This is a genomic window from Actibacterium sp. EMB200-NS6, assembly GCF_001305615.1.
In the GTDB taxonomy this organism is placed as follows: Bacteria; Pseudomonadota; Alphaproteobacteria; order Rhodobacterales; family Rhodobacteraceae; genus Actibacterium_A; species Actibacterium_A naphthalenivorans.
This window is the reverse complement of the sequence record NZ_CP010871.1, coordinates 30,070-45,299: the sequence shown is the minus strand read 5'-3', so window position 1 is coordinate 45,299 and position 15,230 is coordinate 30,070. Positions and strand designations below refer to the sequence as shown.

15 protein-coding genes are annotated in these 15,230 nt (G+C 62.2%); 13 read left to right on the top strand and 2 right to left on the bottom strand.

Annotated features, from left to right (window positions below):
* From TQ29_RS18825 to TQ29_RS18815, 3 genes are all read left to right on the top strand, one after another.
* Window positions 1-1,176, top strand: a complete 1,176-nt coding sequence (locus TQ29_RS18825; RefSeq protein ID WP_054540657.1) for an acyl-CoA dehydrogenase family protein — start codon at window positions 1-3, stop codon at window positions 1,174-1,176.
* A 27-nt stretch (window positions 1,177-1,203) separates the two neighbouring features.
* Entirely contained in the window at window positions 1,204-2,133 is a 930-nt protein-coding gene (locus TQ29_RS18820; RefSeq protein WP_054540656.1) for an SDR family NAD(P)-dependent oxidoreductase, read from the top strand.
* A 66-nt stretch (window positions 2,134-2,199) separates the two neighbouring features.
* Window positions 2,200-2,436, top strand: a complete 237-nt coding sequence (locus TQ29_RS18815) for a hypothetical protein (RefSeq protein WP_054540655.1) — start codon at window positions 2,200-2,202, stop codon at window positions 2,434-2,436.
* 163 nt (window positions 2,437-2,599) lie between these two features.
* Here TQ29_RS18815 and TQ29_RS18810 read toward each other — a convergent pair whose 3' ends face one another.
* Both TQ29_RS18810 and TQ29_RS18805 read right to left on the bottom strand, forming a co-directional pair.
* Window positions 2,600-3,433 carry an IclR family transcriptional regulator gene (locus tag TQ29_RS18810; protein WP_054540654.1) on the bottom strand — a complete coding sequence of 278 codons (834 nt, stop codon included), beginning with the start codon at window positions 3,431-3,433 and terminating at the stop codon, window positions 2,600-2,602.
* Between the two features lie 222 nt (window positions 3,434-3,655).
* Complete coding sequence (locus tag TQ29_RS18805) at window positions 3,656-4,450, bottom strand: IclR family transcriptional regulator C-terminal domain-containing protein (RefSeq protein ID WP_054540653.1); 795 nt, start codon at window positions 4,448-4,450, stop codon at window positions 3,656-3,658.
* A 221-nt stretch (window positions 4,451-4,671) separates the two neighbouring features.
* Here TQ29_RS18805 and TQ29_RS18800 point away from each other — a divergent pair, with 221 nt between their 5' ends.
* From TQ29_RS18800 to TQ29_RS18755, 10 genes are all read left to right on the top strand, one after another.
* Window positions 4,672-4,854, top strand: coding sequence for a hypothetical protein (locus tag TQ29_RS18800; RefSeq protein WP_054540652.1), 183 nt, complete (start codon window positions 4,672-4,674; stop codon window positions 4,852-4,854).
* Window positions 4,855-4,875: 21 nt separating this feature from the next.
* A complete protein-coding gene (locus tag TQ29_RS18795) occupies window positions 4,876-5,880 on the top strand; it encodes an acyl-CoA dehydrogenase family protein (protein ID WP_162231845.1) in 1,005 nt (334 codons plus the stop codon).
* Window positions 5,880-7,016 (top strand): acyl-CoA dehydrogenase family protein, encoded by a 1,137-nt coding sequence (locus tag TQ29_RS18790; protein ID WP_054540650.1) that lies wholly within the window; start codon window positions 5,880-5,882, stop codon window positions 7,014-7,016. Before TQ29_RS18795 ends, TQ29_RS18790 begins: the two co-directional genes overlap by 1 nt.
* A gap of 17 nt (window positions 7,017-7,033) precedes the next feature.
* Complete coding sequence (locus tag TQ29_RS18785) at window positions 7,034-7,828, top strand: crotonase/enoyl-CoA hydratase family protein (RefSeq protein WP_054540649.1); 795 nt, start codon at window positions 7,034-7,036, stop codon at window positions 7,826-7,828.
* On the top strand, window positions 7,825-9,054 hold the full coding sequence (locus TQ29_RS18780) for a CaiB/BaiF CoA-transferase family protein (RefSeq protein ID WP_054540648.1): 1,230 nt from the start codon (window positions 7,825-7,827) through the stop codon (window positions 9,052-9,054). The genes TQ29_RS18785 and TQ29_RS18780 overlap by 4 nt, the downstream gene beginning before the upstream one ends.
* Before the next feature lie 2 nt (window positions 9,055-9,056).
* Window positions 9,057-10,487 carry an NAD-dependent succinate-semialdehyde dehydrogenase gene (locus TQ29_RS18775; protein ID WP_054540647.1) on the top strand — a complete coding sequence of 477 codons (1,431 nt, stop codon included), beginning with the start codon at window positions 9,057-9,059 and terminating at the stop codon, window positions 10,485-10,487.
* Window positions 10,488-10,988: 501 nt separating this feature from the next.
* Complete coding sequence (locus TQ29_RS18770; protein WP_054540646.1) at window positions 10,989-11,252, top strand: hypothetical protein; 264 nt, start codon at window positions 10,989-10,991, stop codon at window positions 11,250-11,252.
* Between the two features lie 99 nt (window positions 11,253-11,351).
* The gene (locus TQ29_RS18765) at window positions 11,352-12,266 is read left to right on the top strand and encodes an alpha/beta hydrolase (RefSeq protein WP_054540645.1); all 915 of its coding nucleotides are present in this window, start codon (window positions 11,352-11,354) and stop codon (window positions 12,264-12,266) included.
* Between the two features lie 84 nt (window positions 12,267-12,350).
* A complete protein-coding gene (locus TQ29_RS18760) occupies window positions 12,351-13,994 on the top strand; it encodes an NAD(P)/FAD-dependent oxidoreductase (RefSeq protein ID WP_054540644.1) in 1,644 nt (547 codons plus the stop codon).
* Window positions 13,995-14,172: 178 nt separating this feature from the next.
* Entirely contained in the window at window positions 14,173-14,943 is a 771-nt protein-coding gene (locus tag TQ29_RS18755) for an SDR family NAD(P)-dependent oxidoreductase (protein ID WP_054540643.1), read from the top strand.
* Window positions 14,944-15,230: the final 287 nt, after the last annotated feature.

Here is a 15,230-nt window from a genome sequence, read left to right as displayed (position 1 = left end):
ATGACAGCCACCGCTAGCCTGACGGCACCTCAGCCGCATGCGGATCTGAACCTGCTTTCGGATACCGACTTTCGCGCTGCGGTGCGTGGTTGGATCGCTACCAACTATCCGCAGGACCTGCGCAGTCCTCCCAAGCGGTTGCACGCTGCAGAAGCCATGCCATGGTACAAGATACTGTCGCAGCAGGGCTGGCTGGCACCCGGCTGGCCGCGCGAATATGGCGGGATGGGACTGACGCCCTCGAAGCTGCTGATCCTGATCGAGGAAATGGAGCGCTATGGTTGTGCGAGACTGCCCGATACCGGAGTGACCATGGTCGGTCCTCTCCTGATCGCGCATGGAACCGATGCGCAGCGCGCCTACCATCTGCCGAAGATCCTCTCGGGCGAAGTCATCTGGTGTCAAGGCTACAGCGAACCCAATGCCGGCTCCGACCTGGCGGCGCTGCGGACCTCTGCCGTGCGCGAAGGCGATCAGTGGGTGATCAATGGCCAGAAGGTCTGGACGACGCTGGGCATGGACGCACAATGGATTTTCGTGCTTGCCCGCACGAATCCTCAGGCCGCCAAGCAAAAGGGCATAAGCTTCTTCCTGGTGCCGATGGATACGCCCGGCGTGACGGTCCGTTCGATCATCAACATCGACCTGCATGACGAATTTGCCGAGGTCTTCTTCGATGATGTCCGCATTCCCGCCGACGCGATTGTCGGCGCGGTGAACGAGGGTTGGACCATCGCCAAGAACCTCCTTGGCTTCGAACGCCTGTTCCTGGGCTCGCCAAAGCAATCGGAAGGCGCGCTCGACCATCTTGAGCGGCTTTGCGACCATCTGGGAAAGAGGGGCGACTATGCATCGCTCCTCAACGGATTGCGCATGGAGCTCGAGGACCACAAGTCCTTCTACACGACCTTCGCAGACAAGGTGCGACGTGGCGATACGCTGGGTCCCGACGTTTCCATGCTGAAGATCAACCAATCCGCGCTCTACCAGAAGATCGCAGACCGCATCATGGACGTTGCCGGGGAACTGGGAACGCTTGCCGGGCAAGTGCCCGACGCGCCGACGCTCTATCCGGGCAGCGTCTTCCTTCAGGCGCGTCCGACATCGATCTATGGCGGGTCATCCGAAATTCAACGCAACATTGTTGCCAGGCAAGTGCTCGGTCTCGGCCGATAAAGCGCCTATTCAAGGAGGAAGTACGAAATGACAGTGGGTTTGGGGCTTGAGGGCAAGGTTGCGGTCGTCACCGGGGCGGGCGGCGGGATCGGGCGCGGCATCGCGCTGGAATTCGCCAAGGCGGGTGCCCGCGTGGTAATCAACGATATTGGCGTCTCACTGGGAGGAAGCGGCGAGCGTTCCAGCGCACCCGCCGAGGAAACCCGTGCGATGATCGAGCAGATCGGCGGGCAGGCGATCATCTCGAGCGAAAGCGTGTCTGAATGGAATGCCGCGCGCCGCACCATCGAGATGGCGATGGACAGTTTTGGACAGGTGGATGTGGTGGTCAACAATGCCGGCATCCTTCGGGACGTCATCTTCCACAAGATGGACCCGTCCGATTGGGAAGCGGTGATCAACGTCCACCTGAACGGCAGCTTCTACATGAGCCGTGCGGCGGCCGAGCCGTTCCGGGCCCAGGGCAGCGGCGCGTTCGTGCATATGACCAGCACCTCGGGGCTGATCGGCAATTTCGGCCAGGCGAATTACTCCGCAGCCAAGCTCGGCATCGTCGGCCTTTCGAAATCAATCGCCCTGGACATGAGCCGGTTCGGCGTGCGCTCGAACTGCGTCGCGCCCTTCGCCTGGAGCCGGATGACCAGCTCCATCCCGGCAACGACACCGGAAGAGCAGGCGCGTGTCGAGCGCATGAAGCGCATGACACCGGAAACCAACGCGCCGCTCGTCGTCTTCCTGGCGTCGGCGGCGGCGGCGGCGGCGGGTGTTACCGGGCAGGTTTTCGCGGCGCGCCTCAACGAGCTGTTCCTGTTCAACGCCATGCGACCGATCCGCAGCGTCCAGTCGGGAGATGGCTGGACGCCGGCCCTGATTGCAGAACGCGCCCTACCAGCCTTCCAGGCGGGTTTCACCCCGCTGGAGCGTTCGGGCGACGTCTTCTCTTGGGATCCGATCTGAGGTGCCAGGGGGAAACAACCAGCGGGCTTTTCCCGGATCTTGTTGAAGTGACGGCCCCGAAGACAGGTGACACGTGAGCTTATCAAGCAGGATACTTTCATCGACGCCGGCAACATCGGTCCGGCAGACTATTTTTCGATGATAGAGCGAGACCAGAGCATTCGCGGGGGCAGCTATGGCGGCGATCTGCTCGTCGATCATTGCGCCGGATCGCCGCTGCGGATGTTCTTTCCGGTCAGCGTTGTTCGCAAACTGATCGCCGAGGATTTCGACGATAGCGGAACGGATCAGCGACAAGCCTGACACCTGATCGGCGGTGTGCAATTCCGGGGCGGCGTCTGCCAGTCTCCGGCCAAGGCGGAGTAAGCCGATCGCAGGGGGTCGTGAAGACGTCGCAGCGAAGGAGGGCAAGGAGCCGGACAGCCAACCAACTGGCTACGAATGAAAAGCCGACCCATTACGCCATCTAGGCATCCGTCACGCGCGGGTCCTCGTGGGTGCCGTAAAGATTGGCGGAAACGCGGTTCGTCGTATCCCGCAGTTCGCGGGCCAATGCGTCGAGTTCCGTCTTCGTCATCTGGCCCATGATGGCAATGCCGCTGATACCGAAGCGCGCCCGGCCCTCGTGATCAACGATGACGGCGGCCGCAATGTCGAGCCCCTGGAAGAGGTTCCCGTGGTCGAAGGCGTAACCCGTCAACTGGGCACGCTCCACGTCTGCGGCATACTCCTCGAAAGTCGGTGCGTTCTGCCAGCGTAGCGAGTTGAACCGGCGTTGCAGTTCCGATTTCGGCAGTCGGCGGGTCGCCGCGATGCAGCGGCCCACTGCGCCGGCAAGAGCCGGGAGGCGCGATCCGAGCGCCATGTCGACACGGACCGTCTTGCCTTCCACGACGCGATCCACAAGCACGATGCGGTCATGGGGCGTGACTTTCCACAGGCCGATTAACGCCCGGTGCCCGACCGAAAGCTGCTCCAGGACAGGGTGCAGCAGATCGATCTGGTTGGTGCCAAGCAGGGGAATGGAGAATTCGAGAAGGCCGAGTCCGGGTCTATATTCCTTAGTCGCCGGATTCATCGAAATCAGACCCTCATTCGCCAAGGTGCGCAGGATGTTGAACGTGGTCGAAACGTTGATGCCGGTTTCACGTGCAATTCGGGCGACACCCGACGCCGCGTGGTCATGGGACAGGAAACGCAAGATGGAAATGGCATTCTCGACTGCGCCGACAAACTTCTGAGCGCCGCGCGTCGTCTCGTTTGCCTTTTCCTCGCCGACGATCCCTTGCACCTCTTTCATGCCTCACTCCATTCGGCTTTTCAGCCTATCATAGAATGGCCAGGACGAATTCGAAAGTACGTTGTTCGCCTTGAACAATTCCCATACAGCCAAGTGGCGATAGCAGCTTATCGAGCCGGCCGCGCGAAGCCCATAGCCCCGAGGCCCACGAAGCCTATGGCTTGTGGCATCTGGGAAGTCCTTCGGGATTGGAATGGTCGGGACGCGCGGCAGCGACACATATCAGGCGACGTCGCCCGTATGCATTTCGAGTTTCGCGGCCAGTTTGTCCGCAACCTCGACCAACGGCGCGAGAAACTGATCGCGCGCCTCATCAGGTGTCATGGCGCGGCGCAGATACATGATGTTCATGGAGCCGAACACCTGCGCGTGCGTCCGGATCGGGACGCCGATGCTGAAAAACTGCGACTCGTAGTTTTCGCGCGAATAGCCATCGTCCATCGTGGCATAGCCCCGCGCCCGCACGGTTTCGAGCAGCGCTTCCAATGCATCCGGGGCGCGCGCGAGGGCGAATTCCGGTGCGGGATTCTTCTGCGCGCGCTCCAGGAAAGCTTGCCGTTCCTCTTCCGGGCAGAAGGCGAGATAGGACCGCCCGAGGCTGGTGTAAAGCATCGGTGCCCGATATCCGGGCTTGCGGAAAAAGCGCATCGGCTCGGTTTCCCGAGATGTCTCGACGACCAGCATTGCGTCCTCGTCGAAGATCGACACATCCGAAGGCCAACCAATGAATTGCCGGAACTGCGCCAGATCCTCTGACACAATTGACCCGATGGCCTGATGCCGGTTGTAGCCCGCGCTGAGTTGCAGGGTCTTACCGGTGACGCGGTAGGTCCGGTTGTCGCTGTCGCGCACAATATATCCGGCATGGGCCAGCGTGGTCAGCATTCGCACGATCGTTGCCTTGTCCAGCGTTGTCAGGCGGTGAATTTCACCGACAGTGGCCTTTCCGGCTGTCTTGCTGATCGCAGCCAGAACGTCTAGCACCCTCAGTGCCGCAATCACCGGTTGATAGGCCATATCAGTTACCCCCTAACATTGTCATTTCCCCAACCGGCGCTTCCACCGGTCGAGAATGAAGTGGATGTGTTAGCAAAAAATTCCCCCGTCCGCAGCCTCACCTAGCAGTCTTTGTGATCGGCGAACAGCCTGTCGAACCGGGTTGCATTTTGCATCAGGAGCGCTAAAGTTTAAATGAAATAGTGTTTCAGCTGGTGAAATCATTCGAATCAGGAGAGACCATGTCCAGAACTGCATTTGTCGGCCTTGGTGCCGTAGGCGGCGCGATGGCGTCTGGCGTCGCGCGGAAGCTTCTTGCGATCGCCGCTTATGACATCGCGCTGGCGGCGCTTGCCCGCGTGGGCTCAGTCTTCGTGTCGGCCTTCGGGCCAGTCTTCGTGTCGGCATCGAGCGGGTGGGTCTGAGCCATGGCCGAGGGTGATGCAATGGACAATTCGACATACTCCATGGTCCTTGAGACATCGGAGAAGCTTTTCGCCGGCTGCGGGGGCGACGGTTTCGACCCGGCGCTCTGGTCGGCTGCCGAAGAGGCGGGCTTTCCGCTTGCCTTGCTGCGCGAAGAGAACGGTGGATTCGGTTTCTCTGCCCGCGAAGCCTTTGCCCCCGTGCGGGTGGCGGCGGCCCGTGCCGTCGCCCTGCCGCTGGGCGAAACGCTGCTGGCCAACTGGGTGCTGTCGCAGGCCGGGCTGGGATCGCTCGACGGGCCTCTGGCGCTGGCTTGGGCCGGCGTGGAGGCGGTGCCATTCGGGCGTCATCTGCGCGCGGTCGTCCGCCTGTCCGAACTGGATGGCGGTGTCGGGCTGTCGCTGATCCATACCACCGCCGATCTTTGGAACCCGGGCACCAACCATGCGGGCGAAGCGCGTGATAGTCTGATCGTTCAGGAACCGACCGCGCCGCAGGCTCGTATCGCAATGTCCCCCGTGGCCTTGCGCGCGCTCATGTCAACCTTGCGCACCGTGCAGATGGCCGGCGCAATCGAGGCGGTTGCCGATATGTGCCTGCGCTATTGCAATGAGCGTGAACAATTCGGGCGCGCACTGGGAAAGTTTCAGGTCATCCAACACCAATTGGCCATTCTTGCGACCCAAAGTTGTGCCGCCACCGTTGCCGCCGACATGGCGCTGGCAGCTTTTGAGGCGCTCATGACACAAGGGGAAGAGGTTTTCGTTCTGACTGCGGCGGCGGCAAAGCTGCGCACGGCAGAGGCCGCGACGGCAGCCGCGTCAATCGCGCATCAGGTTCATGGGGCGATCGGCTTTAGCGAGGAATATTCCCTGCATCTGCTGACCCGCCGTCTGTGGGCGTGGCGCGACGAGGACGGATCTGAATCGCAATGGGCCGAATATCTGGCGAACTGGGCGCAAAACCAACCCGAGCGGGGTCTGTGGCCAGCACTGACCGCCTGCGACTTGGCAAAGGTGGCATGATGGCACTTCCGACATTTCCGCTTGAAACGACAACTCCGGCGCAGGCGGCGCTGAGGGATGATGTCCGCGCCTTTCTGGCCGAGGCGCTTTTGGATCTGCCAGCCCGCGAACGGGCACGATCCTGGACCGGGTTCGACGCAGATTTCAGCAAGAAACTGGGCGAACGTGGCTGGCTGGGCATGACCCTGCCGAAAGCATACGGCGGCCATGACCGCAGTGCCGTGGACCGGCATATCGTCGTCGAAGAACTGCTCGCGGCGGGGGCGCCCGTCGCGGCCCACTGGATCGCGGATCGCCAAAGCGCGCCCCTGATCCTGCGCCATGCCACCGAGGAACAGCGCCGGACCATCCTGCCGCGCATCGCTGCGGGAACCTGTTTCTTCGGCATAGGCATGAGCGAGGCGGGCAGCGGATCGGATCTGGCTGCCGCGCGGACACGGGCCGAAAAGACGGCTGATGGCTATGTCCTGAACGGAACCAAGCTGTGGACGACTTACGCGCACAAGGCGCATTACATGATCGTCTTTTGCCGCACGAGCCAGGCCGAAACCCGATACGGCGGCTTTAGTCAGGTTCTCGTGGACATGAGCCTTCCGGGGATTTCCGTCAGCCCGGTTCTGGACATCAGCGGTGAGCACCACTTCAACGAAGTGTCGTTTGACAATGTCGCGCTGCCCCCCGACGCCCTCTTGGGCAAGGAAGGCGACGGCTGGGCGCAAGTCATGTCGGAACTGGCGTTCGAGCGCAGCGGTCCGGACCGGTTCCTTTCATCCTTCGTGTTGGTGGATGAGCTGCTGCGCTGCGTCAGACGCATCCCTGGATCGGCAGAAACCGCCGATCTGGGTCGCATGGTCGCCCGGCTGATGGTGCTGCGGCAGATGTCGCTGTCGGTCGCCGGGCGTCTGGCGCGGGGCGAACAGCCGGTTCTGGCGGCTGCAATCGTCAAGGATCTCGGTGCGTTGTTCGAACAGGACGTGCCGGAAATCGCGCGGCGCGTTCTGCGCGAAGATGCGTCTGACCCCGAATATGCGGCGGTGTTTCGGCGCATCCTGCTCGCCGCCCCCAGTTTTTCGCTACGGGGAGGAACCCGCGAAATCCTGCGTGGAATCATTGCCCGTGGCCTCGGGCTACGCTGAAGAAAAGGGAAGAGAACATGACACTTGTAACGACAAAGCGTGACGCGGCGGGCATTGTGACCATGACGCTCAACGCGCCGGCAACCCGCAACGCCATTTCGGAATTACCGATGATCGAGGCGATTCTTGCCGCGCTGACCGAAGTGCAGGCTGATCCGGAGGCCCGGGTGATTGTGCTGACGGGGGCGGGGCCCGTCTTTTCCTCGGGCGGGAACATCAAGTCGATGTCGCCGGGGCAAGGGCTGGTGGACAAGGTTCCGGCGATCACGCGGCGCAACTACCGGGCCGGGATTCAACGGCTGCCGCTTGCCTTCGAGGATTGCGACCTGCCCATCGTCGCCGCGGTCAATGGCCCCGCAGTCGGTGCCGGTTGTGATCTGACATTGATGTGCGACCTGCGCATCGCCGGCGCGTCTGCGACGTTCGCCGAAAGTTTTGTCCGCATCGGCATCGTGCCGGGCGATGGCGGCGCGTGGCTGCTGCCGCGCGTTGTGGGCTTTGCGCGCGCCTCGGAAATGGCGCTGACCGGCGACACGATTGATGCGCAAACCGCGCTGAGCTATGGGCTGGTCAGCCGCGTGGTTCCGGACGACGCGCTGATGACCGAGGCGCGCGCCATTGCCGGACGCATTGCCGCCAATCCGCCTCACGCCGTGCGCATGACCCGCCGGCTGCTGCGTCAGGCCTATAACCGTGATCTGTCCGTCACGCTGGAGCTGTCATCGGCCATGCAGGCCCTTGCACATGAAACAGATGACTACACCAGGGCGCTTGCGGCCATGCGCGCGCGCATCGAGAAATCCAGATCATGACCGGCGCGCTTGACGGGATCCGGGTGCTCGATCTTTCTCGGGTTCTGGCGGGACCCTGGGCCACGCAGATTCTGGGCGATCTGGGGGCCGAGGTGATCAAGGTCGAACGACCCGGCGCGGGCGATGACACGCGCGCCTGGGGGCCGCCTTCGGCCGAGCTGGGCGGAGAGCAGTTTTCGGCCTATTACCTGACCTGCAACCGCAACAAGCAGTCAATCGCCATTGACATGGCCCTGCCCGAGGGGTCGGCGCTCATCAGGCGCATGGCCCGCGAGGCGGATATCCTGGTCGAGAATTTCAAGACCGGCGATCTGGCGCGTTACGGGCTGGACTATGACAGCTTGCGCGCGATCAATCCGCGGCTGATCTATTGTTCCGTTACAGGGTTCGGCCAGACCGGACCCTATGCCGGGCGCGGCGGCTATGATTTTCTGGTGCAGGGCATGGGCGGACTGATGAGCGTCACCGGCAAATCTGCCGACGACCCGGTGAAGGTCGGCTTGCCGGTCATAGATATCTTTACCGGCCTCTACGCCACCATCGCCATTCAGGCCGCCCTGCACCACCGCGAACGCTCCGGTGAAGGGCAGTACATCGATTGCGCCCTGCTGGATACATCTGTCGCCATTCTGGCCAATCAGGGGATGAACTGGCTTATCGGTGGCGTGACACCTCGCCCCATGGGCAATTCACATCCCAATGTCGTGCCCTACCGCGCCTTTGCGACGGCTGACGGGCATGTCATCGTTGCCGTGGGCAACGACAAACAGTTTGTTGCGCTGTGCCGGGTGCTGGGCCGGGCCGACCTGGCTGGACACCCCGACTATCTGACCAATGAACTGCGCAATCGCAACCGCGCGACGCTGGAGCCGGAACTTGAACGCGAGATCTCCGGCTGGAACAGCCCTGACCTTCTTGCCGCGATGGAGGCTGCCCGAGTGCCGGGCGGACCGATCAACCGCATCCCGGAGGTTTTTGCCGACCCGCAGGTGCAGGCGCGCGGCATGGTCGTGCCCGTCGCCACCCCTGCCGGACAGGACACGCCACAGGTCCGGTTTCCACCGATCATGACCGCCTCGCCTGCCACGATCCGGCGCGCACCACCGGCGCTTGGGGCTGATGGTTCGGCGATATTGCGTGGTCTGGGGCTCGACGACACTGAAATCCAGCGGCTTTCCGCGACGGGAGCAATCTCTTTGCCAGAGCCAAATCAAGGGAGGAAATGACAATGACTCACCCCACCTTCATCCTGAACGGAGAGGCCCGGGACACGGGAACCCTGGGAACGTTACCGTTGATGGACCCGGCGACCGAAACCGAAATCGCCCAAATCCCCAAAGCGGGCCGGGCCGAGGCGATCGAGGCGGCGCGACTTGCCGCCGAGGGCTTTGCCGAGTGGTCCGCCGTTTCACCCTTTGAACGAGGCAAGATCCTGCGCGCTGCCGCAGCGATCATGCGGGAACAGGCGGACGCCGCCGCCGCCGACATGACCCGTGAGCAGGGCAAGCCCCTGGCGCAGGCGCGGGGCGAATGGATGATTTCCGCCGACACTCTGGATTGGTGCGCCGAAGAGGGTCGCCGCACCTATGGCCGCCTTGTCCCGTCGCGGACGGAAAACATGACATGGGCCGTGCATCAACGGCCCGTCGGGCCGGTCGCGGCCTTTACACCCTGGAACTTCCCCGCCTTCACGGTGATGCAGAAACTTGCGCCGGCGCTGGCGGCGGGCTGTTCCGTGGTCCTGAAGCCGGCGGAGGAAACGCCGATGACGGCCTGGCGCATCTGCCGGGCGCTGCTTGACGCGGGATTGCCGCCCAAGGCCATCGGGTTGATCTGGGGCGATCCGGCGGAAATTTCCGACACGCTGATCAAGGCGCCGGAGATCCGCAAGATTTCCCTGACCGGGTCCATCCGCGTCGGGCGTCTGCTCGCCAGCGCCGCCGGCCATGAACTCAAGAAAGTCACCATGGAACTGGGCGGCCACGCACCGGTGATCGTTGCCCGCGATGCCGATCTGTCCCAGTTGGTTCCGCTGGCGGCAGAGTGGAAGTTCCGAAATGCGGGGCAGGTCTGCGTTTCGCCAACGCGGTTTCTGGTCGAGGCCCCTCTCTATGACGACTTCGTTTCAGGTATGGCCGAAGCGGCTGGGAAAATCACTGTCGGCAACGGGGCAGACCCGAAGACAGCCATGGGGCCGCTGACAACCCCAGCGCAGATGACCAAAGTGCAAGAGCTGTACGATGACGCCGTGTCCAAGGGCGCTCGCGTCGCTGCGGGCGGTGCACGGATCGGAAATCAGGGCTGGTTCTTTGCCCCCACCGTACTGGCGGACATGACGGCCGACATGCGCGCCATGAACGAAGAGCCCTTCGGCCCGCTGGCTCTGGTGGCAAAGGTTGAAGATATTGACGCCGCGCTGGCAGAAGCGAATCGGATGCCGGTCGGACTCGCGTCCTATGCCTTCACCGGAGATTCGCTAACGCGGCATCGCATCGTTTCCGGCATCAAGGCCGGGATGCTGGGCGTCAATCATTTCGCCCTGGCGATGCCCGAGACACCTTTCGGTGGTGTGCTTGACAGCGGAATGGGGTCGGAAGGGGGGATGGAAGGCATAGGCGCTTACCTGACACCGTTCCTGGTCACCGCACGGGAATCATGATGCAACCCTGAGAAGGTTTCGAAAGTCTTCGGAAATCAATGTCAAAAGGCCCGCCCCATCCAGATTGGGGCGGGCATCGCAGCAAGATCATGCTTCAGGCGTCTCTTGCACAAATGCGCTGACGGCGGGCGTTGAAAGTCCAGCCACGCCGCACCCCCTCACGAGCATTGCAATGGCCTGGTTTGCGGCGCCCGACACCTCGCGCGCACATCATCAGTCGCTCGGCATCGCGTGCTCGTCGCACATTTGTTCCCGGTTCGGGGATAGGCGACAGGCCTCGATCTTATGTAGCATTTCATTTGATGAAGTACAATTTCATTGACAGGGCGCCATTCGCCTATAAGCTTGAAAATGTCAAAATGGGGAGCCCCGCTGGCAGCTTTGGAGGAAAGCTGGGAGCGGGAAGGTGGACTGGGCCGTCGGTTGCTCAGGCGCATTGTCGCAGCAGGCCAGGGGGGCTGTCTCGGGGCGGTAATACCTGAGCGGAGGAGGAACGGTAGCATGGCAAACACTGAAATGAAGGTGGTGGATTGCGGTCCGCTTTCGCCGGAGAAGGCGAGCAGCGTTGCGCTCGCCGAAGGCGGGATCAGCACCCGGAGCACGGGTGTTTTCGGGGCCCTCGGCGTACATGGCGTCGCGCGCGATCACGCGGGCGGAATGACAGGCGGAATGATCTGTTTCCCCGATGCCGTGCACGTCACGCAGACCCATCAGGCCGGGGGCGCCACCCGCACCGGCCTTGGGCCTGTCCGCGAGGCTGCATAGCCTCCGCAACAGCGACGTCCGTCGCGCTCTTGTCAACTCCAGGCGAGGAATCCCCATCCGGGGACCGGCCATTTACCAACCAAGGGAAGGAAGTACGATATGCCAAGCAAGGAATCTGAAGCGCTCGCCGATCTCTACCGGTCGTGGGTCACCGCAATGACGGCCAAGCCCGACATGGAGCTTGAAGAAATCCGGCGTCTGTTCGGCCATTGGGGCGACGTGACCGCCGATCCGACGCGCGTCGACTACCAGGAGATCGCGGTCGAAGGGATCCCGGCGATGTGGGCGATCCCCCACGGTGCCGTGCATGATCGCGTTCTGCTTTGCTCGCATGGTGGCGGTTATGTCGTCGGCTCGATGTACTCCCACCGCAAGCTCTTTGGCCATATCGCCAAGGCGGTCGGCTGCCGGGCGCTGATCGTCGATTACCGGCGCTCCCCCGAGAATCCGCATCCCGGTCCTGTCAATGACATGGTCACCGCCTATCGCTGGTTGCTGGAGTGCGGGGGGTTGAAGCCGGAGCATATCGCGTTGACGGGCGACTCGGCCGGCGGCGCGCTTGCGCTCACCACAATCGCCGCCGCGCGGGAAAAGGGGTTGCCGCTTCCGGTGGCGACCATGCCGATGTCCCCCTGGGCCGGAATGGATCTCTCGGGCGAGACCTACGAAACGAACAAGGACAGGGATGCGCTGGTTTCGCGCGACACCACCAGGAACCTGGGCAGTCTTTTCATCGGTGAGAAGGGCGATCCGAAGGATCCTTTGGCAAATCCGCTTTACACCGACTATTCGAAATTCCCGCCGATATACCTCACGGTCGGAGACGCCGAGACTCTTCTCGACGACAGCCGGCGCATAGCGGAGCGGGCGAAGGAAGCGGGCGCGGACGTCAAGATCGATGTTTTCCCCGACATGCAGCATGTCTTCCAGTTTCTCGCGGGAACCGCGCCTGAAGCCGACGATGCAATCAAGCGCATGGCCGAGTGGGTTCGTCCGAAGCTTGGTCTGAGCTGAGTCGCATAGGGAAGATTGTACCAATCGCGCGATCCGGGCGAAGACGATTCGTCCGGGCGCCACGAAAATCATGGGAGGACGCAAATGAACATTGCCGAAAAAGTGCACTCGAACACGAAGCTCGAAATGGGCGAGGGCGAGTTGGACGTTGTCGTGGTAGGCGCCGGCTTCGCTGGTTTGTATCAACTTCACAAGCTTCGCGAGAAGGGCTTCAAAGTGAAGCTCCTCGAGGCTGGTTCGGATATCGGCGGCATCTGGCACTGGAACCGCTATCCCGGCGCGCGCGTGGATAGCCACGGGGCGCTTTATCAGTACTCGGATCCCGCGTTGTGGAAAGACTGGGCGTTCAAGGAACTCTATCCGGATTGGCAGGAACTCCGCGAGTATTTCGACCATGTCGATTCAAGGTGGGATCTGCGCAAGGACGTCATGCTCGACACGCGCGTGACCGGCGCCGAGTTCGACGAGACCAGCCGCAAATGGACGATCCACACCGAGGGCGGTCGGGATTTCGTGGCGCGCTTCTTCGTCCTCTGCACCGGATTCGCGGCCAAACCATATATTCCGGCTTTCAAGGGGCTCGAGAGCTTCAGGGGCGAGACCCATCATACCGGACTCTGGCCTCAGGAAGGCGCCGATCTGACCGGCAAGCGCGTCGCCGTGATCGGCATGGGCGCAAGCGGGGTTCAGGTCGTGCAGGAGACGGCCCCGGAATCCAGCCACCTGACGCATTTCGTTCGCACACCCTGCCTGGCCATTCCGATGTGGCAGCGAACGATGAGCGAAACCGACAACGAGGAGATGTGGCGCGACATGCCTGCCGACATGGCAGTGCGACTCAAGACGTTCGGCAGCTTCAACTACGATTTTTCCCCTTGGGGTGTCTTCGATATCGCGGACGAGGACCGTGAAGAAGTATTCGAGCGCATCTGGCAGCGCGGTGGCTTCTGGTGGTGGCTGAACAACTTCAAGGACGTTATCTTCGACGAGAAGTCCAACCGCGCACAGTATGACTTCTGGCGCAAGAAGGTTCTGGCGCGGATCAAGGATCCCAGGCTTGCCGAGATCTACGCACCGAAAGAGCCGCCGCATCCCTACGGCGTCAAGCGTCCGTCGCTGGAGCAGAACTTCTATGAAGTCGTACAACGGGACAATGTCGATGTGGTCGATCTGAAGCGCGAGACAATCGAGTGCTTCACCGAGAAGGGGATCAAGACCAGCGAACGCGAGTACGAGTTCGACGTGATCGTCCTGGCGACAGGTTTCGATGCGGTGTCCGGCGGCTTGACCTCGCTGGACATAAAGGGGGTTGACGGCCGCACGATTGGCGAGAAGTGGAGCGATGGCGTGCGCACCCAGCTGGGAATGGCCACGAAGGGGTTCCCGAACCTGTTCTTCCTCTACGGCCCGCAAAGCCCGAGCGGCTTTTGCAATGGTCCCACCTGCGCCGAGGCACAGGGAGGCGTGATGGTCAAGATCCTTGAAAATCTGCGTGCCGAAGACGTGACCCGGATCGAGGCTCAATCCGACGCCGAGGAAGCATGGCGCAAGTTCTGTCTGGAGGTGGCCGACATGACGCTCTTCCCCAAGGCCAACTCCTGGTACATGGGCGCGAACATCCCCGGCAAGCCGCGTGAACTGCTCATGTATCCGGCAGGGCTGCCCTCGTATCTCGAGGCATGCGAGAAGTCGATCGCAGAGGGGCTCTCGGGTTTCCAAAAAGCTTGATGGACGGGTGTCTGGCAAATGGTAGGTAGACACACAGCGCCACCAGGGTTCGACGGCTAAATGGCCGCGCGGCCCTTGGGAGACTGGGCGACCGCCTTGAACTTCGAGAGACGACTTCGGGACCGGTCGGTTCCGATGCCCGAGCACAGTAAAACACAAAAGCGAAGGAGAAGAGATTATGCGTCTCGCAAACAAACTTACGGTCATCACCGCCGCCGCATCCGGCATGGGCAAGGCCGCCGTGGAACTTTTTTCGAAAGAGGGCGCGCGCGTTGCGGCGATCGACCTCAATGAGGAAGGACTGGCTTCGCTCAAGGCGGAGATGAAGGAGAAAGGCTTCGACATCATCACCATCGCCGCCGACCTTTCGACGGAAAGCGGCGCACGCGACAGCCTTAACGCCGCCGTCAAGGCGTTGGGCGGCCTTGATGTTCTCTGGGCTCATGCGGGGATACCCGGACCGGGCGGCATCGAACAAGTGGATATGGCAGCGTTTCGCAAGTCGCTCGCCGTAAATGTCGAAGCCGCAGTCATTGCCGCCGGCGAGGCGGTGGGCCACATGCGTCAACGCGGGGGCGGGTCAATCATTTTCACGAGCTCGATATCCGGACTCGTGGGGTCGATGTGGAGCCCACTCTACTCCGCAGCCAAATTCGCTGTCGTCGGCCTGACCAAATCCCTCTGCCAGACCTACGCCCTCGACAATGTGCGCGTGAACGCGATCTGTCCCGGTCTGACGGAGACGCCGATGGCCTTCGAATTCACCAGCCGGAAGGGTGATCCGAAGGAGGCCGCCAGAAACAAGGAAATGATGGTCAATTCCGTGCCGTTGAAACGGCTCGGTCGTCCCGAAGACATGGCGCAGGCCGCCCTCTGGCTGGCCTCGGACGACTCTGCCTACGTCACAGGCGTCGCTCTTCCCGTGGACGGGGGTTTCACCGCAAAATAACGATCCTGCGCGTGCGTTGCAGCGAAGCGGGGGCGAAACGGCGCTCGACAAGATTGGCGGCGGCCAGGGAAGCAACAGATGCCGTGGTCGGGTCTGTCGTTTGGAACCGCCGCGAGACAACCATACTGGTCGCAAGATGTGCTCAGCATCCGCCTTTGCCGTTCGTGCAAGGGGTCTGACACCCAAATCCGCTTGATCAAGACGGATACTGCAGGCCGGCATCGTGATCGACGCGCAGGAATTGGCGGCCACCGACTGATCGAACATGGGGGTGCCGGGGAGGGCAC